Here is a 24,286-nt window from a genome sequence, read left to right as displayed (position 1 = left end):
CCTTCTCGCCGTGTCATTGTGCGGGTGCGTGGGGGTTGTTTGCGCAGTTCCCCGCGCCCCCGAGGGGGGTCTCGGCGTGTTAGAGCAGGGCGATGTTTGTTTTGCGCATTCGGGGGGCTCTGCGGGGTGGGGTGTGGCCGCTCAGGAGGATCAGGCGGGTGGCTCGGTGGCGTTGGCCCGGGTAGGGGGACAGGAGGGCCAGCATCGCCTCGTCGTCCGCGTCGCGGTCGTTCGCCAGAGCGTGGCCGATGATGCCCGGCAGGTGCAGGTCGCCGACCGTCACCGCGTCGGGGGCGCCGTTGCTGCGCTGGACGGTCTCCGCCGAGGTCCAGGGGCCGATGCCGGGGACGGCCTCCAGGCGGGTCCGGGCCTCGGGCGGTTCCATCGCCGCCGCTTCCTCCAGGCGGCCCGCCACCTTCACGGCGCGCAGGATCGTCGAGGCCCGCTTGTTGTCCACGCCCGCCTTGTGCCACTCCCAGGAGGGGATCAGGGACCAAGTGCGGGGGTCCGGCATCACGTACATCCGGGGGGCGGGGCCCGGGGCGGGCTCGCCGTGGCCGCTGACGAGGAGGCGCCAGGCGCGGTAGGCCTCGTCCGCCGTGACCTTCTGTTCCAGGATCGAGGGGATCAGGGACTCCAGGACCAGGCCCGTACGGACCAGGCGCAGCCCCGGCCGGCGGCGGGCCGTCGCGGCGACCAGGCGGTGGCGGGGCACGAACGCCGAGGGGTCGTCCGACTCGCCCAGGAGGGTGGGCAGGCGGTCGAGGAACCAGTCGGCGCCCGGCCCCCATGCCTCCGCCTCCACGGTGCCGGCGCGCTGCGCCACGCGGAGGGTGCCGGGGCCCTCGGGCGTGCGGGCGGTGCGCCAGACCGAGCCGTCGGGGGTCATGCGGAAGGTGGGGTCGGCGGGGCCGCGTCGCAGCGGACCGAGGGTCACGCCCAGGTCCAGCGGGAAGGGCGGCCGCCACGCGCGCGTGCGCGGCGCCGCGGCCTGCCGGGGGACGCCCGCCGGTACGGCCGTCTCGCCGCCGCGCACAGAGGTGCGGGAGGGGCGCGGGGCGAAACGGGAGGACATTCTTACGAGGGTAGGCGACGCGGGGCCGCGCCGGTGAGCCATCACCCTGCGCCGAGGCGGCGGCCACCGATCGGGCCGAGCCGCCGTCAGAGCCGGCGACCGAGCCGGCGAGCGGGGTCGCCGGCCGGGTCGGGAGCGGCGCGGCTCACTGGTCCGAGGAGAAGCGGACCGCCCCCGCGGGGAGGGTCGCACCGCACCAGACGCGAACGCCCTCGCGCAGTTCGTTGTCGGCACCGACGCTCGCTCCGTCGCCGATCACCGCGCCGGTGAGCACCGCGCGGGCGCCGACGCGGGCGTTCACGCCGACGAGACAGTCCGTGATCACCGCGCCCGGTTCGACGACGGCGCCGGCCAGGACCGCGCTGCCGCGGATCCGCGCGCCCTCGCCGACGCGGGCGTTCTCACCGATGACCGTGCCGCCGGTGAGCTTGGCGTCCGGGGCGACGGAGGCGGTGGGCAGGACGAGGCTCTCGCCGCGCCGCCCGGGGACCGCCGGGGAGGGGGCGCGACCGAGGACGAGGTCGGCGGAGCCGCGTACGAACGCCTGGGGCGTGCCGAGGTCCAGCCAGTACGTGGAGTCGACCATGCCCTGGAGGTGGGCGCCGCGGGAGAGGAGGTCGGGGAACGTCTCGCGTTCGACGGAGACGGGCCGGCCCTCGGGGATCGTGTCGATGACCGAGCGGCGGAAGACGTAGGCGCCCGCGTTGATCTGGTCGGTGACGATCTCCTCGGGGGTCTGCGGCTTCTCCAGGAAGGCCGTGACCCGGCCGGTGGCGTCCGTGGGGACCAGGCCGTACGCCCTCGGGTCCGCGACCCGGGTCAGGTGCAGGGAGACGTCGGCGCCGGACGTCTCGTGCGTGGCGACCAGGGCGCGGATGTCCAGGCCGGTGAGGATGTCGCCGTTGAAGATCAGGACGGGTTCACCGGGCCCCGAGCGCAGCCGCGACGCCACGTTGCGGATGGCGCCGCCCGTGCCGAGGGGCTCGGTCTCGGTGACGTACTCGATGTGCAGGCCGAGCGCGGAGCCGTCGCCGAAGTACGGCTCGAAGACCTCGGCGAGGTAGGAGGTGGCGAGGACGATGTGCTCCACGCCCGCCGCGCGGGCCCGTGCCAGCTGATGGGTGAGGAACGGGACGCCGGCCGCCGGGACCATCGGTTTGGGGGTGTGGACCGTGAGCGGCCGCAGCCGGGTCCCCTTGCCGCCGACCAGGAGGATCGCTTCTGTCACCTGTCGTCTCTGCTTCCTGCTGGGGCCGGCCGAACGTGGGTTTCGGCCGGCCAGTGTATGCAGACGGATGTGCAGATGGTGCCGTTCACGCGGTGCGGCCCGGCGTCAGCGGCCCTGCATGCGGGCCGAAGCGGACCGAGCGGTTCCGAGCTTGCCGTACAGGCGGCTGCCGGGGCAGTCGGTGGCGAATCCGTCCCGGTGACCCGAGATCACCCGGAGTCGTACCTCTGTTCCCTTCTTGTAGAGATTGCCGCCGCCGGACGTCAGGACGGTGGTGCCGCTCGGGTCGGCGCCGTACAGGCCGAGCTTCCACGCGGTCAGCCGGGCGATGGCGTTCACGGCCGCCTTCGGCGGATTGGACCTGCTGTACGTGCCGAGGACGGCGATGCCCGTGCTGTTCGCGTTGAAACCGCGAGTGTGGGCCCCGAGGACCGGCTTGGCCACACCTCCGGCACGTCCTTCGTAGATGTTTCCGCACTTGTCGACGGCGAAGTTGTAGCCGAAGTCGCGCCAGCCGCTGCTCTTGACGTGGTAGCGGTAGATGCTGCGCAGCACGGATCCCGCCTGTGAGCAGCTGTAGTTGTTGCCGGACGCGCTGTGGTGCACGAAGGCGGCCTTCACCGTCTTGGTGTACGCGAAGTTCTTCTCGCGGATCCGCTCGTCCGCGCCCCAGCCCTTGCGCGTGATGATGCGCGGGCGCGGGCCGATGTAGGGCCGCGCCTTGGCCGCGTCCTCGGGGGCGCCCCGGGCGGCGGTCAGGTCGTCCTCCGTCTGCCGCTTGGTCAACTCGGGGATGACGTCGGCGCCGAGCGGGGCGAGGTCGGCGTTGACGGCGGAGGCGGCCGCCGAGTCGACGGTCATGACGGTGGCCTGCGCCGCCTGGGCCTGGCTGCCGCGCGGCGGGGGCTCGTCACCCGGGTCGATCAGCTCCAGGCGCAGCCCCTCGGGCAGCAGGGACTCGGCGGGGCCACGGCTCGTACGCCGGTCGGACTGTGCCCGTACGCGGATCTCCACGCCGTCGGAGTGGCCGACCCACAGGGGCGCCGTCGAACCGCGGGCCTTGCCGGTGCCGCCCTCCAGGGTTCCCGGGTCGGCCGCGTGTTCGTGGTTGTGCGTCTCGACGCCCTGCCAGCCGGACCAGGTGCGGGTGCCGCTCGCCCGGGTGCGGACCTGGACGGTGCCGTTCAGTTCGTCGGCCGGGTCGTCCCAGACGACGCCCACCAGCGAGAAGGGGCGGACATCGCGCCGGGCGAGGCCCTGTTCGCGGTCGGCGGGGCCGAGCGAGCGGTCAGTGCCGAGCGGGGCGAGCGGCAGCGACTGGGTGCTGCCGGGGATCGCCTCGGCGGGTGGTCCGGCGGGCGGCGCGCCGGGGGTCGCGGCCCAGGCGCCGGACGAGGGCAGGGTGAGGGGCAGGGCCAGTGCGGCCGCGCAGGTGACACCGATCGAGGAAGCAAGGAATCCACGCATACGTCTGATCGTCGGCATACCGGAACATATCTGTCCATCGGGGAATTGACGGTCCGTCGGCCGGGAGCGGCCGTACCGGCGGTCCGCGCTCCTGCGCCACCCCCGGCGGCGCGCCGTCGCCCGCGTACCCTTGCGCCCGTGAACGCCAACGACCGCACCCCCGCCGACCTGCTGCGATCCGCGCTCGCCGCGGATCCCGGCCGCCCCCTGGTCACCTTCTACGACGACGCCACGGGCGAGCGCGTGGAATTGTCCGTCGCCACCTTCGCCAATTGGGTGGCCAAGACCGCCAATCTGCTCCAGGGCGACCTCGCCGCCGAGCCCGGCGACCGGGCCGTGCTGCTGCTGCCCGCGCACTGGCAGACGGCCGTGTGGCTGCTCGCCTGCGCGTCGGTGGGCGTCGTCGCGGATGTCGGCGGCGACCCGGCCGCGGCCGATCTCGTCGTCAGCGGCCCCGACGCGCTGGAGGCCGCCCGCGCCTGTTCCGGGGAGCGGATCGCGCTCGCCCTGCGGCCGCTCGGCGGGCGCTTCCCGCAGCCGCCCGAGGGCTTCACCGACTACGCGGTGGAGGTGCCGGGCCAGGGCGACCGGTTCGCCCCCTACGCGCCCGTGGACCCGGACGGGCCCGCGCTCGCCGTCGGCGGCCTGGAGCTGACCGGCGCGCAGCTGGTGGAGCGGGCCCGCGCCGACGCGGCGCGCCTGGGCGTCGGGCCGGGCACGCGGATCCTGTCGGGCCAGTCGTACGCGACCTGGGAGGGCCTGAGCCACGGCCTGTACGCGGCGCTGGCCGGGGGCGGCTCCGTGGTGCTGTGCCGGCACCTCGACCGGCTCGCCGAGGGCGGTCTGGAGAAGCGGATCGCGGACGAGCGGGTGACGGTCACCGTGCGGTGAGTCTCGCGGGGCCCGGGCGCGCTCCGCACGGGCGGCCGCGCCTGCCCCTCGGGGGCGCCCGGTTCCCCGTGCCCCTTGGCGGCGCGTCGCCCGTTCGGCGTACAGCGGGACCGGGCCCAGAGGCCCCCCGCCCCGCCTCGGGCCATGGTCGTAGGGACGCACCATGCGCCGAGGCAGCCAGGAGGGGTGGACGCAGACGTGACCGACACCGCGGGCCCGCCCGAGGGACCGGACGAGCCGCCGGCCCCCCGGTCCGGTGCGCCCGGGCCGCAGGGCACGTACGGCCCCGGGGCGGGTGCGAGCCCCTCCGGGGCGGGTGCGGCGCGTCGCAGGAACCGCTGGCTGGGCGCTCTCGCGCTCGGGGTGTCCGTGCTGGTGCTCGCCGCCGGGGGCGCGGGCTGGGTGGCGTACCGGAAGCTGGACGGCAACATCACGCGGGACACCGACGCCGCCGCCGAGCTGGAGCGCTACGAGAAGGAGCGGCCGACACCGCTGGTGCACGACGCGCAGAACATCCTGCTCATCGGCTCCGACACGCGCGCGGGCGAGGAGAACCGCAAGTACGGCAGGGACGCGGGCACCCAGCGCTCGGACACCACCATCCTGCTGCACCTGGCCGCCGACCGGCAGAGCGCCACCGCCGTGTCGATCCCGCGCGACCTGATGGTGGACATCCCCGGCTGCCTCAGGCCGGACGGCTCGCGCACCCGCGCCCAATTCGCGCAGTTCAACTGGGCGTTCGAACTCGGCGGGACGGCCTGCACGATCCGTACCGTCGAGAAGCTGACCCGCATCCGCGTGGACCATCACATGGTCGTGGACTTCGCCGGGTTCAAGGACATGGTCGACGCGGTCGACGGCGTACAGGTGTGCGTCAAGACGCCCATCGACGACGAGGACGCGCAGGTACGGCTCGCCCCCGGGCCGCGGACCCTGGACGGCGAACAGGCCCTCGGATACGTCCGCGCCCGCAAGAGCCTCGGCAACGGCAGCGACACCGAGCGGATGGACCGCCAGCAGGAGTTCCTCGGCGCGCTCGTCAACAAGGTGCAGAGCAACGACGTGCTGCTGAATCCGACGAAGCTCTACCCGGTCCTCGACGCGGCGACCTCCTCGCTGACGACCGACCCCGGGATCGCGAGCCTGCGCGGGCTGTACGAACTGGTGCGCGGCATGCGCGACATCCCCACGGAGCGGGTGCAGTTCCTCACCGTCCCCCGGAAGTCGTACACGTACGACGCGAACCGCGACGAGCTGGTGGAGCCGGCGGCGGAGCAGCTGTTCACGCGGCTGCGCGCCGACACCCCGGTCGCCGTGATCCCGGAGAAGCCGGTGAAGCCGGCGCCGAGCCAGGAACAGGTGCGCGGTGACGGGAAGCCGGACGAGCCCACGCATACGCCCTCACCGGCGCCGACATTCCGGGGCAACACCGCCGCGGAGACCGCCTGCGAGTAAAGCGATCCCCAAAGGAAGGCCGCCCGTGACCAAGAAATGGGGCGGATTGCCCAGTTGTAGGGGAGTGGAATTTGTCACCGGCGTCGTCCGGCGCTGAACTGGGCGGATAGTGTGAGCGATCCGGTGCATCGGGCCCTTGGGGCCGCGCACCGCCGGACCGACTGACCGAGCGCCTTCTTGAGGGGGGTAAGGCGCCGCGTGGCCCCGACGGAGGACGCAGAAAACCGTGGACGCGCAAGGCCGTGGGCGGGCAGAGAACATCGACCCCGCAGACCAGTGGGTGCTCAATCCGGACACGGGTGATTACGAGCTGCGACTGAGTCCTTCCACAGAGCAAGGACCTTCGACGGTCCCGGGGCCCCGTAAGGCCCCCTCCCGGCAGGGCGGCCGCGGCCGCACCCCGACGGGCCGCGACCGTGAGCGCCCGCGCCCGGGCGAGCGCGACGCGCGCCGCGAGGTGCCCGGACAGCGCAGGCGCCGGGGCAAGGAGCCGGAGGCGGCCGGCGGCCGGCGTAAGCAGAAGCCGAAGAAGTCCGCGGGCAAGAAGGTCATGGTCTGGACCGGCGGCACGCTGGCGTTCCTGCTGGTCTCGGGGTGTGTCGGCGGGTACCTCTACTACCAGCACCTGAACGACAACATCACGTCGATCAACGACGACGGCGCGGGCACCGGCGGCTTCAGCAAGGACCGGCCCATCAACATCCTGGTGATCGGCACCGACAAGCGCAGCGGCAGCGGCAACAAGGGCTACGGCGACGAGGGCAGCCTCGGCCACGCGGACACCACGATCCTGCTGCACGTCTCGAAGGACCGTACGAACGCGACGGCGCTGAGCATCCCGCGCGACATGATCACGGACATCCCGGACTGCCCCACCACCATGGAGGACGGCAGCCAGAAGACGATCCAGGGCTCGCAGAACGTCCGCTTCAACCAGAGCCTCGGCCAGAGCGAGCGCACGCCGAGCTGCACGATGCGCACGGTCACGAAGATCACCGGGATAAAGCTCGACCACTTCATGGTGGCCGACTTCAACGCGGTCAAGACGCTCTCCAGCGCGGTCGGCGGGGTGGAGGTCTGCCTCGCCAAGGACATCGACGACCCCAAGTCGCATCTGAAGCTGTCCAAGGGCAAGCACACGGTCGAGGGCGAGCAGGCGCTGGCGTTCGTGCGCACCCGGCACGCGGTGGGCAACGGCGGCGACTTGAGCCGCATCGCGCTGCAACAGCAGTTCCTCAGCGCGCTGATGCGCAAGCTGAAGTCGAGCGACACCCTCACCAGCCCGAAGAAGATGTTCTCCCTCGCGGAGGCCGGCACCGAGGCCCTCGCCGTCGACTCCAAGATCGCGGACATCATGAAGCTCCGTGACCTCGGCATGGAGTTGGGCAGGCTCGACATGAAGAACCTGACCTTCGCCACGCTGCCGGTCAAGGACAACCCCGCCGAGAAGACCCCCATCACGGTCGTCCCCGACCCGCCCAAGGCGGAGCCGCTGTTCGCGATGTTGCGGGCCGACCAGTCGCTGACCGAGGTCAAGAAGAAGCAGAAGAAGGAGAAGGCCGCGGTGGCCGCCCGGCTCAAGGGCCCCAAGGCCGACGCCGCCGACGTGCGCGTCGACATCTTCAACGGCAGCGGCAAGACCGGCGCCGCTCAGACGACTCTCACCTGGCTGCAGAACAATGCGGGCGTGCTCAAGTCCAGCCAGCAGGGGAACGCGCCGTCGGTCATCGAGAAGACGACGCTGGAGTACGGGTCGGCCCAGGCGGACCAGGCCCGTCGGCTCGCCGCCATCATGGGGCTGCCCGCCTCCGCCATGAAGCCGGGCAAGAGCGAGAAGAACGCACAGGGGCTCCCTGCCCTGAAGCTGACGCTCGGCGGCGACTTCGAGGGTGCGGGGGTGCCCATCGCCCCGCCGTCGAAGGCGCCGGACGGGGTCCAGAAGGTCGAAGCCGACAAGACTGTGTGCGCGAAGTGACCTGAAGCGGTCGTTCTGCGTCTAACAACGCGCCGAGGGCACATGGGCCAAGGCGAAGCGGAGCGGCCGCGGTGCAGGGACAGGGCGGGGAGGGGCTGGGGATGAGGCAGAACAGCGTGCGTAAGGAGGGGGCTCGACCACGAGCCCCGCACGCAAGTGATCACGGCTGGGACGGAGGCCAGCAGGACGGGGAGCGCTCCGACGAGCCCTCGTCCGACGCCGCCGCACGCTCGGACGGCGGCGGGCGCTCCGGTTCCGCCGGACGGTCGGACGGCGCCGGGCGCTCCGGTTCCGCCCGGCGCTCCGGTTCCGCCGGGCGGTCGGATTCCGGCGCGCGTTCGGAGATGCCCTCGGCGGGTGCCGGCGCGGCCGCCCGGGGCGATGGCCGGCCGCCCGGTCACCGGCGGCGGCGCGGCGCGGGCGGTGGGGGTCGCCCGCCGCGCCGCAAGCGCCGCGTCCTGCGCTGGTCGGCGACGATCCTGTCCGTCCTGATACTCGGCACGGCCGGCGCCGGATACCTGTACTACCAGCACCTCAACGGCAACCTGGAGACCGACGACCTGAACCTCGGCGAGCACCGGGCCCCCGAGCCCACGCCCAACGCCGCCGGGCAGACGCCGCTGAACATCCTGCTCATCGGCTCGGACGCACGGGACTCCAAGGCGAACCAGAAGCTCGGCGGCGCCAAGAACACCTTCGGCTCCCCGCCGCTCGCGGACGTACAGATGCTGCTGCACCTCTCGGCCGACCGCAGCAACATGTCCGTGGTCAGCATGCCGCGCGACACCCTCCTCCAGATCCCCAAGTGCACGGACCCCGACGACGGCAAGGTCTACCCGCAGACCGGGCCGCGGTTCATGACCAACGAGTCCCTGGGCCGCGGCGGCCCCGGCTGCACGGTCGCCACCTGGGAGAAGCTCACCAACATCCACATCGACCACTTCATGATGGTCGACTTCTCCGGTGTGGTCTCCATGGCCGACGCCATCGGCGGCGTACCGGTCTGCGTGGACCGGAACATCCACTCGCGCGACAGCCAGGGCCACGGCTCGGGTCTGAAGCTGAAGAAGGGCACCACGGAGGTCAAGGGCGAGCAGGCCCTGCAGTGGCTGCGCACCCGCTACGGCTTCGAGGGCGGCACCGACATCAGCCGCGCCAAGGCCCAGCACATGTACATGAACGCGCTGGTCCGCAAGCTCCGCGAGAACACCGGCCTGACCAGCCCCAACCAGCTGCGCAAGCTCGCCGAGGAGGCCACGAAGGCGCTGAAGGTGGACGACGGCCTCGGCACCATCAAGGAGCTGTACGACCTCGGCAACGAGCTGAAGAAGGTCTCCCCCTCCCGTACGACGATGACGACCATGCCCTTCGAGTACGTCGGCGCCCGCGTCGTCCCCAAGCCCGGCGACGCCGAACAGCTCTTCCGGCTGGTGCGCGACGACATCCCGCTGGACGGCAAGGGCAAGAAGAAGAAGGCCGAGGAGAAGCTCTCGGACGACCCGGCGGCCGCCGACGACCAGATCGCGATCCAGGTCCAGAACGGCACCCGGACCGCCACGGAGCCGCCGACCTCCGGCCGGGCGAACACCGTGGCGCAGCTCCTGACCGGCAAGGGCTTCAAGAAGGCCACGCCGGACACGACGACGGTCCTGACCGAGGGCAAGACCGTCATCCGCTACCCGTCGGCCGAGCTGGAGGGCGACGCCCAGCGGATCGCCAAGGCGCTGAAACTGCCGCTGAGTTCGGTGAAGAAGTCCACGGACGTCTCCGGGGTCACGCTGATCGTCGGCGCCGACTGGCGCCAGGGCGACAAGCCGCCCAAGCCCTCGAAGAAGGACGACAGGACGCCGGATTCGGCGGACGCGCTCAGCGGGTCCGACAAGAAGGCGTGCATGAAGGTGGACCCGGACTTCTCCTGGTAGCCGCCCCAACGAGCCGTCAGGCCTCCTGGGTCTCCCCCAGGACGGCCGGACGGCGCGAGGCGATGACCTTCTTGGCGAGCGAGCGCGGGCTGGTCAAGAAGCCCCAGCCCCACGACATGTGCATCGTCGCGAGCGCCACCGGGATCTGGAGCCGCGCCTTCAGGGGCAGCCCCTTGCCCGCCGGGACGGAGCCCGCGACGATCGCCGCGAGGTAGCCGCCGGGGATCACCAGGCCCCACGGCGTCAGCGCCGCGCCGACCACCAGGCCGGCGGCTATCGCGCAGAGCGCGGTCGGCGGCGCGAGGTAGCGCAGGTTGATGGAGCCCTCGTGGTAGCGGGCGACGACGTGCCGCCAGCGGCCGTAGTCCTTGTACTGCTTGGCCAGCGCCTTCACGCTCGGGCGCGGGCGGTAGGAGACCAGCAGGTCGGGCGAGAACCAGATCAGGCCGCCGGCCTCGCGGATGCGGAAGTTCAGCTCCCAGTCCTGGGCGCGGATGAACTCCTCGTTGTAGCCGCCCTGCTGCTCCAGCGCCTCGCGGCGGAAGACGCCGAGGTAGACCGTCTCGGCCTGCTGGGGCTCGCCGCCGGTGTGGAAGGCGGCGTTGCCCACGCCGATCTTCGACGTCATGGCGGCGGCGACCGCGCGCTCCCAGTCGTTCTGGCCCTCGGCGTGCATGATGCCGCCGACGTTCATTGCGCCGGTCTCCTCCAGGAGGCGCACGGCGGTCGTGATGTAACCCGGCGAGAGCGCGGCGTGGCCGTCGACGCGCACCACGATCGGGTGACGTGAAGCCTTGATCGCGGCGTTGAGCGCCGCCGGCGTACGCCCCGTCGGATTCGGCACCGTGTGCACCCGCGGATCTGCCTTGACCAGCTCCGCGGCGATCTCGTCGGTGCGGTCGGCGGAGGGGCCGAGGGCGAGCACGACCTCCATCTCACCCGCGTACTCCTGCCGCAGGATCGCGTGGACGGCCTCGCGCAGATGCCGCTCCTCGTTGAGGACGGGCATGATCACGGATACGGCGGGCGGCTGCGCCCCAGACTTCGCGTTCATCACGCGTCACGTTACCGCGAATGGGGGACACGGTCGCGCGCCGCAGGGGTCGCTGCCCCGGGCCGCATTTCGTATGGGCTTACGTTTCTCGGGTTCCCCCGCTCCCGTCCCGGGCCGGCCCCGCCCCCGTCCCCGATTGTGCCGCTCCCGCCGCTCCCGCCGTCCGCCCGCTGCCATCGCCCGTCTCCGCGGAGGTGTCCCCCACGTGCCCACACCGCCCCGCCACCCCGCTCCCCCGCCGCGCCGCCCGCAGCCGCAGGGCCACAGGCCGCCCGCACGCAGGCCGGCCGCGCGGGGCAAACGGCGGCCGCGCTGGGCCATGCGGGTCACGACCGCCTGCTCGGTGGCGGTGCTCGCGGCGGCCGGGATCGGGCACACCGTGGTCACCGGTCTCGACACGGGGATCAAGCGGGTCGACGCCTTCAAGGACATGAAGAACAGGCCCGCCTCGGGCCACGGCATGAACGTCCTGCTCGTCGGCACCGACGGCCGCGACAAGATCTCCCCCGCGGACAAGCGGAAGTACCGTCTTGGCGGCGCGCCCTGCCACTGCACCGACACGATCATGATCGTGCACATCTCGGAGGACAAGGACCGCGCCAGCGTCGTCAGCCTGCCCCGGGACTCCTACGCCGAGCTGCCCGCGCACACCGACCGGATCACCGGCAAGAAGCACCGCCCGCACCCCAACAAGATCAACGCCGCGTACGCGGAGGGCGGGCCGAACCTCACGGTGCGCACCGTGGAGCACATGACCAAGGTCAAGATCGACCACTATCTGGAGGTCGATTTCACCAGCTTCATCAAGACCGTGGACGTGGTCGGCGGCGTGGAGATCTGCACCGCCAAGAACCTGGTCGACCCCAAGACCGGCCTCAACATGGGGATCGGCTCGCACGCCATGAACGGCGGCGAGGCCCTTCAGTACGTGCGTTCGCGGTACGTCGACGGGGCCTCCGACCTCGGTCGGATGCAGCGCCAGCAGCGGTTCCTGGCGGCGCTCATCGCCAAGGCGACCAGCAGCGGTGTGCTGCTGAACCCCGTCAAGTTCCGGGACGTGACGCGCACGCTCCTCGGCTCGGTGCGGGCCGACCAGGGCTTCGGGACGAGCGACATGCTGGCCCTCGGGCAGGCGATGCGGGGCTTCTCGCCGTCGTCCTCCGAGTTCACGACCGTGCCGCTGAGCATCCAGGCGCAGGTGCTGCCGGGCATCGGCTCGACGCTGAAGTGGCATCCCGTGAAGTCCGCGAAGCTGTTCGAGGCGCTGCGCGAGGACCGCCCGCTGGCCGCGCACCGCGGCCGCTCCAAGGCCGCGCTGGTGGACGTCTCACCGCAGCAGATCCAGGTGCAGGTGGAGAACGGCTCGGGGGCGCCGGGGCTCGGCAAGCGCGTCGACGCGGAGCTGCGGGCCACCGGGTTCCGCACGACGGGCCTGCCCACGGACGCGCCGAACGCGGCGACGGCACCGTTCCCGCGGACCGTCGTCGCCTACGACCCGCGCTGGGACCGCTCGGCGAAGACCCTCGCGACGGCTCTGCCGGGCTGCGAGATGCGCCAGGTCGAGCGGCAGGGCGCGGTGCTCAAGGTGATCGCGGGCAAGGACTTCAAGGCGGTACGCCCGGTGCGCGCGGAGGACGAACTCCAGGGGGAGTTCGGAGCGGTCACCGGCGACGAGGTCATCTGCCCGTAACCACTCCGGCGCCGGCGTCAGTCGTCGAAGCCCTCCGCGGCACGCGCCTCCCGCAGCTCCTTGATCGCCCGGCGGCGGGCGAGGCGGTGGGTGCGGCGGATCTGGGCCTCCTGGTAGCGGCGGCGGTCGCGATCCGTCTCCGGCAGCACCGGCGGAACCGTCCGGGGCCTGCCGTCCGCGTCGACGGCGGCGAAGACGAGATAGGCGGAGCCGACCTGTTGGGCGGGCGTCGACTCGTTCCACCGCTCGGCCAGAACCCGGACGCCGACCTCCATGGAGCTGCGTCCGGTCCAGTTGACCTGGGCCTTCACATGGACGAGGTCCCCTACGCGGACCGGTTCCAGGAAGACCATCTCGTCCATCGACGCGGTGACCGCGGGCCCGCCCGAGTGGCGCCCGGCGACGGCGCCGGCCGCGTCGTCCACCAGTTTCATGATCACACCGCCGTGCACCGTGCCGAGGAGGTTGGTGTCGTTGTGGGTCATGATGTGGCTGAGTGTGGTGCGGGACGCCGAGGTCGGCTTGCCCGGAACCGCCTCGGGGGCCCGGTCGCGTTCCGCGGCGCCGGACGCCGCCGGGCGGGAGGCCTGATCAGTCATGCCCTCCACCCTATGCCGGGCGGACGGACGTGCCGTCCCCGGTCGCTTTGCATCAGCTCTGCAACAGGCCGGGCCCGAATTGTCGACCTCCCTGTATGTGGCGCGGTCCGGCACTGCACACTGGGCCACATGAGCGATTGGCCAGACAATCAGGCGGGCGGCCGTGGCTACGGCCGCGGCAGCGGGGACTCCCAGCCCGACGGCGCCCGCGTGATGCGCCACATCCAGCGCGGCGGCCCCGCCCGCCCCGCCGGGCCGCCGCCCGGTGGCGTCCCGCAGCAGCCCGCGTACGACGACGGACACGGCGAGCGCTACGGCGACGGGCAGCCGTACGGCGACGCCCGCGACGAGGTCTTCGAGCCCCGTGCCCCGCGCCGGGACGCGTACGGCCAGAGCCACGACAGCGGCTACAACACCGGCCAGGTGTACGGCCAGCCGGCCTCGGGTTCCGGCCGGGGCGGTGGCGCAGGCCGGGGCGGTGGAACCGAGGGGCGGTCGCGTGGCCCGCGCCCCGCGCCTGACTGGCGGCGCCGCATCAAGATCGGCTCGATCACCCTCGTGTCCGTGCTGCTCGTGACGTCCGTGGCGACGTACTTCTGGGCCGACGGCAAGCTCAAGCGCGAGGTCGACCTCTCCAAGGTCATCGAGCGGCCCGAGGGCGGCGCGGGCACGAACTACCTGATCGTGGGCTCCGACAGCCGCGAGGGCATGTCCGACGAGGACAAGAAGCGGCTCCACACCGGTTCGGCCGACGGCAAGCGCACGGACTCGATGATGATCCTGCACGTCGCGGACGACGGCGGGAACACGATGATCTCGCTGCCCCGCGACTCGAACGTGACGATCCCCTCCTTCAAGGGCGCCGAGTCCGGCAAGCTCTACCCGAACCAGGGCCGCCAGACGAAGCTGAACGCCGCCTACGCGGAGGACGGCCCCGAGCTGCTCGTGCGGACCGTCGAGTACAACACCGGCCTGCGCATCGACCACTACGCCGAGATCGGCTTCGGCGGCTTCGCGGAGATCGTGGACGCGGTCGGCGGCGTGGAGCTGGACATCCCCAAGGGCTTCAAGGACAAGAAGTCCGGCGCCGACTTCGAGGCGGGCAAGCAGACCCTCGACGGCGAGCAGGCCCTCGCCTTCGTCCGCACCCGTTACGCGCTGCCGGGCAGCGACCTGGACCGCACGAAGAACCAGCAGAAGTTCCTCGCGGCCCTCGCGAACCAGGCGGCGACGCCCGGCACCGTCATGAACCCCTTCAAGCTCTACCCCACGATGAGCGCGGGCCTGGACACGCTGATCGTCGACAAGGACATGGGTCTGATGGACGTGGCGTCCATGTTCTGGGCCATGAAGGGCGTCACCGGCGGGGACGGCAAGTCCATGAACATGCCGATCGCCGGTTCGGCGGGCGGCAACCTCCTGTGGGACAAGGCCAAGGTCAAGCAGCTGGTCAACCAGCTGAACAACGACGACAAGGTGACGGTCGCGGGCAACTGAGCCCGGAAGGGGCCCTTCGCCGTACTCCGAACGGCCCCTCCGTCGCGACCCTCGGGCTCCGGCATGTCACGGTGGTGCACACCTGCTACCCCCGACGTCCGGAGCCCTGCCATGGCAGACCTGCAGGACGAGATCAACTCCACCGCCGAGGCCGGGAAGCTCGACGAGGCCCCCGGCCCGGACGACTCCCGGCCGGGCCCCCGGCCCGACCCGCCCGCCGGGGCGCCGAGCGATGCCGATTCCGTCGGCCCGGGGCCCGTACGGGCGGACGACGCGGGGCCCGCGTGGGCGAAGGACCCCTACGCGCGAGCCCGCGCCGTGCTCGGCGAGCATCCCGTCGCCGACGGGTACTGCGGCCTGCCGGGGGCGCTGCGCGACCTCCCCTGGTACGACTTCGAGACGGGCGACAGCGGCCTGGAGAGCGACCTGCCGCGGCTGCGCGCCGGGCGGGTCGGGGCCCAGCTCTGGTCCGTGTACGTGCCGGAGCGGCTGGACGCCGACCGCGTCGTGCGGGCCACCCTCGAACAGATCGACCTCGTGAAGCACGTCGTCGGGGCGCACCCCGAGGGGCTGCGGCTCGCCCGGGACGCCTCGGAGGTCACCGACGCCCGCAACTGCGGCCGCATCGCCACGTTGATCGGCCCCGCGCGCGGGGTGGCGATCGGCGACTCGCTGGGCACGTTGCGCTCGCTGCACAGCCTGGGCCTGTGCGCGCTCACCCTGCGCGGCACGGCGTGGGCGGGGCCGGGCGGCCTTTCGGCCTTCGGCGAGGAGGTCGTACGGGAGATGAACCGGCTCGGGATCCTCGCGGACCTGTCCGGCGCGTCGGAGGCGACGGTGCGGCGGGTGCTGGCCATCTCCAAGGCGCCGTCGATCTTCACCCGCTCCGGGGCGCTCGCCCTGCGCGACCATCCGGACAACCTCCCGGACGAGCTGCTCGCCGAGGTGGGCGCCGCGAAGGGGCTGTGCATGGTGCCGCTGGCCGCCAGGCGGACGGGCGCCTCCGTGCGCGAGGTGGCGGACCACCTCGACCATGTGCGCCGGGTCGCGGGACCGGAGTGCGTCGGCCTGTCGGGGACGTACGACACCCCGGAGGAGCACCCGGAGGGGCTGGACGACACGTCGGGCTATCCGCGGCTGATCACCGAACTGTTCGAACGCGACTGGACCGAGGCCGAGGTGGCCGGGCTCACCTGGGGGAACCTCCAACGCGTCCTGCGCAGCACGGACTTCACGGCCCGGGCGGCGCGGGAGCGCAGGACGGCCTCCACGGCGAAGATGGAGCGGCTGGACGGCTAGCGGCGCTCCGGGATCTCCCTGTCAGGGCCCCACGGGGGCTTCCCCGTCAGGATCCCCACGGGGCATCCCCGTCAGGGCCCGCAGGGGCTTCCCCGTCAGGGGAACTTGCAGAGGCAGAACGGGTGCCCCGCCGGGTCGGCGTACACGCGGAAGTCGCGCTTGCCCCCGTCGTCGTCCAGGTCGAGGGGGCGCGCGCCGAGGGCGAGCACCTTCTCCTGGGCGGCCGCCAGCTCCTCGTCGGTGCTGCCGATGTCGAGGTCCAGGTGGATCTGCTGGGCGTTGAGGTCGGCGCGCGGCCACTCGGGCGGGCGCAGGTCCGGCACCCGCTGGAACGACACCTTGACGCGACCGGCGGCCACCACGTCGACCCAGTCGTCGTCGCCCTCGACGGTGCCGCCCAGGATCGCGGCGTAGAACTCGGCGAGTTCGCGGGGGCGCGGGCTGTCGAAGACGATGTTGTGCAGGCGGGCGATGGGGGCGCCGTCGTGCTGGTCGCTCATGACTCCTCCTCCTTCTCGGCAGGCTCAACAGGCACAGAGGCAGAACGGGTGCCCACGCGGATCGGCGTAAACACGCGGGCTCCGATACCGCACAGCACAGCCATGAAAGTGACGCCCGTCACATTTGGTCACAGCCGTGCGGGGTCCGGTGTCTTGAGGTCGAACCCCTGAAGCGGAGGAGAGACACCATGGCTGAGAACACCGATGTGGTCGTGATCGGCGGCGGTTACGCCGGCGTGATGGCGGCCAACCGCCTGACCCTGCGCGGCGATGTGAACGTGACGCTGGTCAACCCCCGCCCGTCCTTCGTGCACCGGATCCGCCTGCACCAGCTGGTGGGCGGGACCGGCGAGGCGGTCGTCGAGTACCGCGAGGTCCTGGCCGGGCGCGTGCGGCTGGTCGTCGACTCCGTGGAGCGGATCGACGCGCCGGGCCGGACCCTGGCCCTGGCCTCGGGCGGCACGCTCGCCTACGACTACCTCGTCTACGCGGTCGGCAGCGCGAGCGCCGACCCCGGCGTGCCCGGAGCGGCCGAGTTCGCCCACCCCCTCGCCTCCCTGGAGGACGCGCGGCGGCTGCGGCCGGTCCTCGACGCCACGCCCGCGACCGCCCCGGTGACGGTCGTCGGAGCCGGTCCGACCGGCATCGAGACCGCCGCCGAACTGGCCGAGGCGGGGCGGGCCGTGACCTTGGTCTGCGGCGGCCTGCTCGGCCCCTACCTGCACCCCAAGGGCCGCCGGTCGGTGGCCGCGCGCCTGGCCCGGCTCGGGGTCGTCGTGCTGGACGGCGCCGGCACGAAGGCGACGGAGGTGACCCCCGACGCCGTACGGCTCGCCGACGGCCGCGAGCTGCCGAGCCAGGTCACCGTGTGGACCGTCGGCTTCGGCGTGCCGGACCTGGCCGCCCGGAGCGGGCTGCGCACCGACGCCCTGGGCCGCCTGCTCACGGACGAGACGCTGACCAGCGTGGACGACGAGCGCATCGTCGCGGCCGGGGACGCGGCGGTGCCGTCGGGGCTCGCGCTGCGGATGAGCTGCCAGGCCGCGATGCCGATGGGCGCGCGGGCCGCCGACACCGTGCTCAGCCGGCTCGCCGGCGAACGGCCCGCCGACCTCAAGCAGCCGTTCGGGGCGCAGTGCGTCAGCCTCGGCCGGGGCGAGGGCATCTTCCAGTTCGCCAACAGGTCCGACGTGGCGGTGGGCTTCCACATCGACGGCGGCCTGGGCGCGAAGGTCAAGGAGGCCATCTGCTCGGGCGTCCTCAAGCACCTGGCCGACGAGGGGAGCAAGCCGGGCGCCTACCGGCTGCACCGCATCCCCGGTGACACCAGGCGCCGCCGGGTGCTCCAGGCCGGTGCCGGGCAGGGCGGGACGTCCGCGCCCGTCGAGCAAAGCGCCTGACCGGACACCGGCGGGTAGGGCAAGATCATTCGGCTGCCGGTGACCTCCCTACGACCTGCCAACGACCCGCCCACGATGAGGACGTCGAGCCATGAGCGAGCACCCCGTCGATCCCGCGACCGAGACGTTCGTCGCCCACCGCAACCTCCTGTTCACCGTCGCCTACGAGATGCTCGGCTCGGCGGCCGACGCCGAGGACGTCCTCCAGGAGACCTGGCTGCGGTGGGCCGGGGTCGACCTGGAGCAGGTGGACGACCAACGCGCCTACCTCGTCCGGATCACCACCCGGCAGGCGCTCAACCGGCTGCGCACCCTCAAGCGCCGCAAGGAGGCCTACGTCGGCCAGTGGCTGCCCGAGCCGCTGCTCACCGCGCCGGACGTGGCCGAGGACGTCGAGCTGGCGGAGAGCGTGTCGATGGCGATGATGCTCGTCCTCGAGACGCTCTCCCCGACCGAGCGCGCCGTCTTCGTGCTGCGCGAGGCCTTCGACATCGGCTACGACGAGATCGCGGCCGCCGTCGACAAGAGTCCCGCCGCCGTGCGCCAGATCGCCCACCGGGCCCGCCGGCACGTCGAGGCCCGCCGCCCGCGCCAGAGTGTCTCCCCGCGCCGGGCGCGGGCGGCCCTGGACGCCTTCCAGCGGGCCCTGGAGACCAGGGACCTGCAGAACCTGCTCGACGTGCTCGCCCCGGAGGTCGTCCTGGTGAGCGACGGCGGCGGCATCAAGCAGGCCGCGCTGCGGCCGATCATCGGCGCCCTGAAGGTGGCCCGCCTCTACCTCGGCGGTTCCGCCAAGACCGGCGCCACGATCACCACCGAGCCCACCGTGGTCAACGGCAGCCCCGCGCTCCTCGTACGCCTGGACGGGGAGCTGGACGGCGTCATGGCGGTCCGCGTCGCGGAGGACGGCGAGCGGATCACCGGCCTCTACTTCGTGCGCAACCCGGAGAAGCTGTCCCGCGTCGAGGCGGAGACACCGCTGGCCCTGCGGTGATCACCTCGCTGGGCCGGTGACGCCTGCGGGGCCGTGACACCTGCTGGGCCGCCGGCCCTGCGGTGATCCCCTCGCTGGGCCGGTGACGCCTGCCAGGTGGGCCGAGGGGGCACTGCGGTGGGCCTCGCTAGGCCGCCGGCCTGCCCATCGCGCGGTAGGTCCAGCCGGCCGCCCGCCAGGTCTCGGGGTCCAGCGCGTTGCGGCCGTCCAGGATGACGGGGGCGGCCGCCACGGAGGCGAGCGCCGCCGGGTCCAGCTCGCGGAACTCGCGCCACTCCGTGAGGTGCAGCACGACGTCGGCGCCGCGCACGGCGTCCACCGCCGTGTCCGCGTAGCCGAGAGTGGGGAAGAGCCGGCGGGCGTTGGCCATGCCCTTGGGGTCGTAGACGGTGACCTGGCCGCCCTGGAGGTGGATCTGCCCGGCGACGTTGAGCGCCGGGGAGTCGCGGACGTCGTCGGAGTCCGGCTTGAAGGTGGCGCCGAGCACCGCGACCCGCTTGCCGAGGAAGGAGCCGCCGCCGAGCGCCTCGCGGGCCATCTCGACCATCTGGCCGCGCCGGCGCATGTTGATGGAGTCGATCTCGCGCAGGAAGGTCAGGGCCTGGTCGGCGCCCAGCTCGCCGGCCCGGGCCATGAAGGCGCGGATGTCCTTGGGCAGGCAGCCGCCACCGAAGCCGATCCCGGCGCGCAGGAACTTCTTGCCGATCCGGTCGTCGTGGCCGAGCGCCTCGGCGAGCTTCACGACATCGCCGCCCGCGGCCTCGCACACCTCCGCCATGGCGTTGATGAAGGAGATCTTCGTGGCGAGGAAGGAGTTCGCGGAGGTCTTCACCAGCTCCGCCGTCGGGAAGTCGGTGACGACGAAGGGCGAGCCCTCGGCGACCGGCGTCGCGTACACCTCGCGCAGCAGCTTCTCGGCGCGCTCGCTGCGCACGCCGACCACGATCCGGTCGGGGCGCAGCGTGTCCTGCACGGCGAAGCCCTCGCGCAGGAACTCGGGGTTCCACGCCAGCTCGACCGCGTCGCCCGCGGGGGCCAGCTCCAGGATGCGGGCCGCGAGCCGGTCCGCGCTGCCGACGGGCACGGTGGACTTGCCGACGACCAGGGCGGCCCTGTTCAGGTGCTTGGCCAGTGACTCCACCGCCGCGTCGACGTACGACATGTCGCACGCGTACTCCCCGTGCTTCTGCGGGGTGTTCACGCAGATGAAGTGGACGTCGCCGAACTCGGCGACCTCCGCCGGGTCCATGGTGAAGCGCAGCCGGCCGCTGGAGCCCTCGATGCCGGCGACGTGCTTGCGGAGCAGTTCCGCGAGGCCGGGCTCGTACATGGGCACTTCGCCCCGCTGGAGCATGTCGACCTTCTCCGGCACGACGTCAAGACCGAGGACCTCGAAGCCGAGTTCGGCCATGGCCGCGGCGTGCGTGGCGCCGAGATAGCCGGTGCCGATCACGGTGATCTTGAGGGCCATGCGGTGCTCCAGAGGGTCTGCGGGGCTGACGGCTGCGTGCGCTGACCGAGCATAGTCGGGCGTATCCGGGCCTCTCACCGGGCACGATTCCCGCTGTCGCCAAGCTCACGTATCCGTCGCAGGGGTGACACCACTAAAATTTGGGTTACTTAACGGTAATTAGCATCCTTGGAGCGTGAGAGACCTTGGCCGGATCGGCTGATTTCGACCTGTACCGCCCGTCCGAGGAGCACGACATGCTCCGGGACGCGATCCGCTCGCTGGCCGAGGCGAAGATCGCGCCGTTCGCCGCCGCGGTCGACGAGGAGGCCCGCTTCCCGCAGGAGGCCCACGACGCGCTGGTGGCGAACGACCTGCACGCCGTGCACGTGCCGGAGAGCTACGGCGGCGCGGGCGCGGACGCCCTGGCGACCGTCATCGTGATCGAGGAAGTGGCCCGCGTCTGCGCCAGCTCCTCCCTCATCCCGGCCGTGAACAAGCTCGGCTCGCTGCCGGTCATCCTCTCCGGCTCCGAGGAGCTGAAGAAGAAGTACATGGCGCCGCTCGCCAAGGGCGAGGGCATGTTCTCGTACTGCCTGAGCGAGCCGGACGCGGGTTCGGACGCCGCCGGCATGAAGACGAGGGCGGTCCGCGACGGCGACACCTACGTCCTCAACGGCGTGAAGCGCTGGATCACCAACGCGGGCGTCTCCGAGTACTACACGGTCATGGCCGTCACCGACCCGACCAAGCGCTCCAAGGGCATCAGCGCCTTCGTCGTGGAGAAGTCCGACGAGGGCGTCTCCTTCGGCGCTCCGGAGCGCAAGCTCGGCATCAAGGGCTCCCCCACCCGCGAGGTCTACCTCGACAACGTCCGCATCCCCGCCGACCGCATGATCGGCGAGGAGGGCACGGGCTTCGCGACCGCCATGAAGACCCTGGACCACACCCGCATCACCATCGCGGCGCAGGCCCTCGGCATCGCGCAGGGCGCCCTCGACTACGCCAAGGGCTACGTCCAGGAGCGCAAGCAGTTCGGCAAGCCGATCGCCGACTTCCAGGGCATCCAGTTCATGCTCGCCGACATGGCGATGAAGATCGAGGCGGCACGTCAGCTGACGTACGCGGCGGCGGCCAAGTCGGAGCGCGGCGACAAGGACCTCACCTTCCAGGGCGCGGCCGCCAAGTGCTTCGCCTCGGACGTCGCGATGGAGGTCACCACGGACGCCGTCCAGCTCCTCGGCGGCTACGGCTACACGCGGGACTACCCCGTGGAGCGCATGATGCGGGACGCGAAGATCACCCAGATCTACGAGGGCACGAACCAGGTCCAGCGCATCGTGATGGCGAGGAACCTGCCGTAGCGGGTTCTGGCCGGGCGGCGGCTTGAGCTGACGCCGCCGAGCGGAACCCAGTCACGGTGGTGCAGCCGGACCGCCTGCCCTTCGACACCCGGAACGCCCTTGCCCTGCGCGGCAGGGGCGTTCGTGTGTCGGGCCTGCTTCGCAGTGCGGTCATTCGTCCTCGGACGGGATCACGAATCCCCGCATCGGCCCCGACCCCGGTCGCCCCTCCGGAAACCTGGCGGCCACAGAGGCCAGCACATCAGCGGTCACGTCCCGGCGCGTGGCCGGGTCGGCCGTGTCGTACACGCGCCAGGGTCCCGCCGCCTTCTCCGGGTCCTCGGGGGCGACCACGCCGGGGATCCCCAACCGGTGCAGCAGGGCGTCGACGTCCCGGGCCTGCTCAGCGTCCACACTTCCGCCTTCCGTCTGCCTGCGGCCACCCTAGCCATCGCCGTCGCCGTCGTCGCCCGAGCAGTGCGAAGCGCACTCGCCCGGGTTGATCGGACCACAACCACCCGGCTTGGGAGTGTGGGAGCAGTTGGCCGCCACCGGGACCAGGGCCTTGATCCTGCCGTTCCACAGTGCGCTGTCGACGGTGTGTCCGGCCTGCTCGATGACGGCCACCGTGCGGGTGAGCGCGTGCTCGTCGTGCCGTTCCGCGTCGGGGCGCTCGGGCCAGTGGTGCACGAACCGCCCCAGGCGCGCGCACAGCCTCTCGTACAGATTCGTGTGCAGGATCAGCGCGTGCCACCCCTCGTCCACCACGCTGGAGGGCGTGATCCTGGCGGTGGGGAACTGCGTGGCGGCGTCCATGAACTTGAGCGCTTCCATCACGATCCGCTCGGCCTGCTGTCCTCTTTCGCGGACTTCCGAGGGACACCGGACGACGTGAGCGAAGCCATGGCAGCTCGGATACGGCGTAAGGAGGTGCTGAGCAAGGGCGGGCGCCGGTTCTCCTTCGTGCTGGAAGAGTCAGTGTTGCGATACCGGCTGTGCAGCGCCGAAACCATGGCGGCGCAGCTCGGCCACCTTCTTGGGGTCATGGACCGTCAGAACGTTGCCGTGGGCATCGCCCCGTTCTCGGCCGAGCCAGGTCGAGCTGTACGCCCGAGCCTTTGAAGGCCTCTCGCAGCAGGCCGCGCGGGGAGCGGCAGCCCGCTGCCTCATCGCGGACGCGGTGGCATTGCTGCGGTGACCAGCACCGCAGCCGCCATCCCCGGGTGGGTCAGCCGTCCAGTTGCTGCAAGGTGGCCACGGACGGGCCCCTGCGGGACTGTTCGTCCCTGGCCACGTCTTCCGCCGCGCCCAGGACCCGTACCGCGTTCTGCCACGTCAGCTTGGCGAGGTCCGGCCTCGACCAGCCTCGGGTGAGCAGTTCCGCGATCAGGTTCGGGTAGCCCGCGACGTCGTCCAGGCCGGCGGGCGTGAACGCCGTGCCGTCGTAGTCGCCGCCGATGCCGATGTGGTCGATGCCCGCCACCTCGCGCATGTGGTCCAGGTGGTCGGCGACCGTGGCCGCCGTCGCGATCGGGCGCGGCGTCGACTCCTCGAAGGCCGCGTGGACCCTCATCGCCTCGGGCGTGGTGTCGAGGTGGTGGAAGCCGTGCGCGCGCATGTTCTCGTCGGCCGCCACCGTCCAGTCGACCGCCGCCTGGAGCACGAACTTCGGCACGAAGGTCGCCATCGCCACGCCGCCGTTGGCGGGCAGCCGCTCCAGGACGTCGTCGGGGATGTTGCGCGGGTGGTCGCACACCGCCCGCGAGGACGAGTGCGAGAAGATCACCGGCGCCACCGAGGTGTCCAGCGCCGCCCGCATCGTCGTCGCCGCCACGTGCGAGAGGTCGAGCAGCATGCCGACGCGGTTCATCTCGCGCACGACCTCGTGGCCGAAGGCGGACAGGCCTCCGACCCCGGGCTCGTCCGTGGCGGAGTCCGCCCACGCGATGTTGTCGTTGTGCGTGAGCGTCATGTAGCGCACGCCGAGCGTGTGCAACGCCCGCAGCGTGGCGAGGGAGTTGTTGATGGAGTGGCCGCCCTCGGCTCCCATCAGGGAGGCGATGCGGCCCTCGCTCCGGGCCTGCTCCATGTCCGCCGCCGTCAGCGCGCGGGCCAGGTCCGCCGGGTGGCGGGCCAGCAACTGCTCGACGCAGTCGATCTGTTCGAGCGTGGCGCTGACCGCCGCGTCACCCGTCAGATCGGTGCGGACGTACACCGACCAGAACTGCGCGCCGACGCCGCCGGCGCGCAGCCGGGCCAGGTCGGTGTGCAGGCTGCCCGTCTGGTCCGAGGCGATGTCGAGGCGGTCGAGGTCGTACCCCGCCTTCTCACGCAGGGCCCAGGGCAGGTCGTTGTGCCCGTCGACGACGGGGAAGTCGGCGAGGAGAGCGCGCGCCGCGTCGAGCGGGGCGCCGAGGGAGATCGCGGGGTCACCGGCGGAAGTCATG

At 72.1% G+C, this 24,286-nt stretch carries 20 protein-coding genes and 1 pseudogene; 11 read left to right on the top strand and 10 right to left on the bottom strand.

What is annotated here, in order from left to right; all coding sequences use genetic code 11:
• Positions 1-79: 79 nt before the first annotated feature.
• The 3 genes from ACZ516_RS18110 to ACZ516_RS18100 all read right to left on the bottom strand — a co-directional run bounded on the left by ACZ516_RS18110 (position 80) and on the right by ACZ516_RS18100 (position 3,770).
• Positions 80-1,075, bottom strand: coding sequence for a DNA-3-methyladenine glycosylase family protein (locus ACZ516_RS18110; protein WP_361085871.1), 996 nt, complete (start codon positions 1,073-1,075; stop codon positions 80-82).
• A gap of 145 nt (positions 1,076-1,220) precedes the next feature.
• Entirely contained in the window at positions 1,221-2,303 is a 1,083-nt protein-coding gene (gene manB / locus ACZ516_RS18105; protein WP_469010996.1) for a mannose-1-phosphate guanylyltransferase, read from the bottom strand.
• A gap of 105 nt (positions 2,304-2,408) precedes the next feature.
• Positions 2,409-3,770, bottom strand: coding sequence for a peptidoglycan recognition protein family protein (locus ACZ516_RS18100; RefSeq protein WP_361085865.1), 1,362 nt, complete (start codon positions 3,768-3,770; stop codon positions 2,409-2,411).
• Positions 3,771-3,908: 138 nt separating this feature from the next.
• Between ACZ516_RS18100 and ACZ516_RS18095 the strand changes: the two genes are divergently transcribed.
• The 4 genes from ACZ516_RS18095 (at position 3,909) to ACZ516_RS18080 (ending at position 10,013) form a co-directional block, all read left to right on the top strand.
• A complete protein-coding gene (locus tag ACZ516_RS18095; protein WP_469010995.1) occupies positions 3,909-4,661 on the top strand; it encodes a TIGR03089 family protein in 753 nt (250 codons plus the stop codon).
• A 198-nt stretch (positions 4,662-4,859) separates the two neighbouring features.
• Positions 4,860-6,116 carry an LCP family protein gene (locus ACZ516_RS18090; protein WP_469011042.1) on the top strand — a complete coding sequence of 419 codons (1,257 nt, stop codon included), beginning with the start codon at positions 4,860-4,862 and terminating at the stop codon, positions 6,114-6,116.
• A gap of 226 nt (positions 6,117-6,342) precedes the next feature.
• On the top strand, positions 6,343-8,091 hold the full coding sequence (locus ACZ516_RS18085) for an LCP family protein (protein WP_361085856.1): 1,749 nt from the start codon (positions 6,343-6,345) through the stop codon (positions 8,089-8,091).
• A 101-nt stretch (positions 8,092-8,192) separates the two neighbouring features.
• The gene (locus ACZ516_RS18080) at positions 8,193-10,013 is read left to right on the top strand and encodes an LCP family protein (protein WP_469010993.1); all 1,821 of its coding nucleotides are present in this window, start codon (positions 8,193-8,195) and stop codon (positions 10,011-10,013) included.
• 16 nt (positions 10,014-10,029) lie between these two features.
• Here ACZ516_RS18080 and ACZ516_RS18075 read toward each other — a convergent pair whose 3' ends face one another.
• Positions 10,030-11,067 (bottom strand): glycosyltransferase family 2 protein, encoded by a 1,038-nt coding sequence (locus tag ACZ516_RS18075; protein WP_469010992.1) that lies wholly within the window; start codon positions 11,065-11,067, stop codon positions 10,030-10,032.
• A 205-nt stretch (positions 11,068-11,272) separates the two neighbouring features.
• Here ACZ516_RS18075 and ACZ516_RS18070 point away from each other — a divergent pair, with 205 nt between their 5' ends.
• Positions 11,273-12,757 carry an LCP family protein gene (locus tag ACZ516_RS18070; RefSeq protein WP_358913602.1) on the top strand — a complete coding sequence of 495 codons (1,485 nt, stop codon included), beginning with the start codon at positions 11,273-11,275 and terminating at the stop codon, positions 12,755-12,757.
• A 17-nt stretch (positions 12,758-12,774) separates the two neighbouring features.
• Here the strand turns inward: ACZ516_RS18070 and ACZ516_RS18065 are convergent, their stop codons facing one another.
• A complete protein-coding gene (locus tag ACZ516_RS18065; RefSeq protein WP_358913603.1) occupies positions 12,775-13,356 on the bottom strand; it encodes an acyl-CoA thioesterase in 582 nt (193 codons plus the stop codon).
• A 129-nt stretch (positions 13,357-13,485) separates the two neighbouring features.
• Between ACZ516_RS18065 and ACZ516_RS18060 the strand changes: the two genes are divergently transcribed.
• Both ACZ516_RS18060 and ACZ516_RS18055 read left to right on the top strand, forming a co-directional pair.
• A complete protein-coding gene (locus ACZ516_RS18060; protein ID WP_361085847.1) occupies positions 13,486-14,853 on the top strand; it encodes an LCP family protein in 1,368 nt (455 codons plus the stop codon).
• A gap of 111 nt (positions 14,854-14,964) precedes the next feature.
• Positions 14,965-16,152 carry a dipeptidase gene (locus ACZ516_RS18055; protein ID WP_469010991.1) on the top strand — a complete coding sequence of 396 codons (1,188 nt, stop codon included), beginning with the start codon at positions 14,965-14,967 and terminating at the stop codon, positions 16,150-16,152.
• A gap of 95 nt (positions 16,153-16,247) precedes the next feature.
• Here the strand turns inward: ACZ516_RS18055 and ACZ516_RS18050 are convergent, their stop codons facing one another.
• Complete coding sequence (locus ACZ516_RS18050; RefSeq protein WP_361085841.1) at positions 16,248-16,652, bottom strand: VOC family protein; 405 nt, start codon at positions 16,650-16,652, stop codon at positions 16,248-16,250.
• Positions 16,653-16,840: 188 nt separating this feature from the next.
• On the opposite strand from ACZ516_RS18050, the gene ACZ516_RS18045 reads away from it, so the two are divergent.
• Positions 16,841-18,052, top strand: a complete 1,212-nt coding sequence (locus ACZ516_RS18045) for an NAD(P)/FAD-dependent oxidoreductase (RefSeq protein ID WP_469010988.1) — start codon at positions 16,841-16,843, stop codon at positions 18,050-18,052.
• 91 nt (positions 18,053-18,143) lie between these two features.
• Positions 18,144-19,046, top strand: coding sequence for an RNA polymerase sigma-70 factor (locus tag ACZ516_RS18040; protein WP_361085835.1), 903 nt, complete (start codon positions 18,144-18,146; stop codon positions 19,044-19,046).
• Between the two features lie 127 nt (positions 19,047-19,173).
• On the opposite strand, the gene ACZ516_RS18035 is transcribed toward ACZ516_RS18040, so the two are convergent.
• Complete coding sequence (locus ACZ516_RS18035) at positions 19,174-20,517, bottom strand: UDP-glucose dehydrogenase family protein (RefSeq protein ID WP_358587401.1); 1,344 nt, start codon at positions 20,515-20,517, stop codon at positions 19,174-19,176.
• A 185-nt stretch (positions 20,518-20,702) separates the two neighbouring features.
• On the opposite strand from ACZ516_RS18035, the gene ACZ516_RS18030 reads away from it, so the two are divergent.
• Complete coding sequence (locus tag ACZ516_RS18030) at positions 20,703-21,860, top strand: acyl-CoA dehydrogenase (RefSeq protein WP_469010987.1); 1,158 nt, start codon at positions 20,703-20,705, stop codon at positions 21,858-21,860.
• 150 nt (positions 21,861-22,010) lie between these two features.
• Here ACZ516_RS18030 and ACZ516_RS18025 read toward each other — a convergent pair whose 3' ends face one another.
• On the bottom strand, positions 22,011-22,253 hold the full coding sequence (locus tag ACZ516_RS18025; protein WP_361085826.1) for a hypothetical protein: 243 nt from the start codon (positions 22,251-22,253) through the stop codon (positions 22,011-22,013).
• Between the two features lie 30 nt (positions 22,254-22,283).
• Entirely contained in the window at positions 22,284-22,673 is a 390-nt protein-coding gene (locus ACZ516_RS18020; RefSeq protein WP_469010985.1) for a glycine-rich domain-containing protein, read from the bottom strand.
• Positions 22,674-22,688: 15 nt separating this feature from the next.
• On the opposite strand from ACZ516_RS18020, the pseudogene ACZ516_RS18015 reads away from it, so the two are divergent.
• A pseudogene (locus tag ACZ516_RS18015) lies at positions 22,689-23,037 on the top strand (Scr1 family TA system antitoxin-like transcriptional regulator); the annotation flags it as partial.
• Between the two features lie 30 nt (positions 23,038-23,067).
• Here the strand turns inward: ACZ516_RS18015 and ACZ516_RS18010 are convergent.
• Complete coding sequence (locus ACZ516_RS18010; protein ID WP_469010983.1) at positions 23,068-24,285, bottom strand: dipeptidase; 1,218 nt, start codon at positions 24,283-24,285, stop codon at positions 23,068-23,070.
• Between the last annotated feature and the right edge of the window lies 1 nt (position 24,286).

Source organism: Streptomyces sp. NPDC034037, assembly GCF_055575715.1.
This window is presented reverse-complemented; position numbering and strand designations above follow the sequence as displayed.

Bases quoted from the DNA above. Each gene is read 5' to 3' on its own strand.
- ACZ516_RS18110 (WP_361085871.1), bottom strand. From the start codon at position 1,075: ATGTCCTCCCGTTTCGCCCCGCGCCCCTCCCGCACCTCTGTGCGCGGC.
- ACZ516_RS18100 (WP_361085865.1), bottom strand. From the start codon at position 3,770: ATGCGTGGATTCCTTGCTTCCTCGATCGGTGTCACCTGCGCGGCCGCA.
- ACZ516_RS18080 (WP_469010993.1), top strand. From the start codon at position 8,193: ATGAGGCAGAACAGCGTGCGTAAGGAGGGGGCTCGACCACGAGCCCCG.
- ACZ516_RS18075 (WP_469010992.1), bottom strand. From the start codon at position 11,067: ATGAACGCGAAGTCTGGGGCGCAGCCGCCCGCCGTATCCGTGATCATG.
- ACZ516_RS18065 (WP_358913603.1), bottom strand. From the start codon at position 13,356: ATGACTGATCAGGCCTCCCGCCCGGCGGCGTCCGGCGCCGCGGAACGC.
- ACZ516_RS18060 (WP_361085847.1), top strand. From the start codon at position 13,486: ATGAGCGATTGGCCAGACAATCAGGCGGGCGGCCGTGGCTACGGCCGC.
- ACZ516_RS18055 (WP_469010991.1), top strand. From the start codon at position 14,965: ATGGCAGACCTGCAGGACGAGATCAACTCCACCGCCGAGGCCGGGAAG.
- ACZ516_RS18050 (WP_361085841.1), bottom strand. From the start codon at position 16,652: ATGAGCGACCAGCACGACGGCGCCCCCATCGCCCGCCTGCACAACATC.
- ACZ516_RS18045 (WP_469010988.1), top strand. From the start codon at position 16,841: ATGGCTGAGAACACCGATGTGGTCGTGATCGGCGGCGGTTACGCCGGC.
- ACZ516_RS18040 (WP_361085835.1), top strand. From the start codon at position 18,144: ATGAGCGAGCACCCCGTCGATCCCGCGACCGAGACGTTCGTCGCCCAC.
- ACZ516_RS18035 (WP_358587401.1), bottom strand. From the start codon at position 20,517: ATGGCCCTCAAGATCACCGTGATCGGCACCGGCTATCTCGGCGCCACG.
- ACZ516_RS18020 (WP_469010985.1), bottom strand. From the start codon at position 22,673: ATGGAAGCGCTCAAGTTCATGGACGCCGCCACGCAGTTCCCCACCGCC.
- ACZ516_RS18010 (WP_469010983.1), bottom strand. From the start codon at position 24,285: ATGACTTCCGCCGGTGACCCCGCGATCTCCCTCGGCGCCCCGCTCGAC.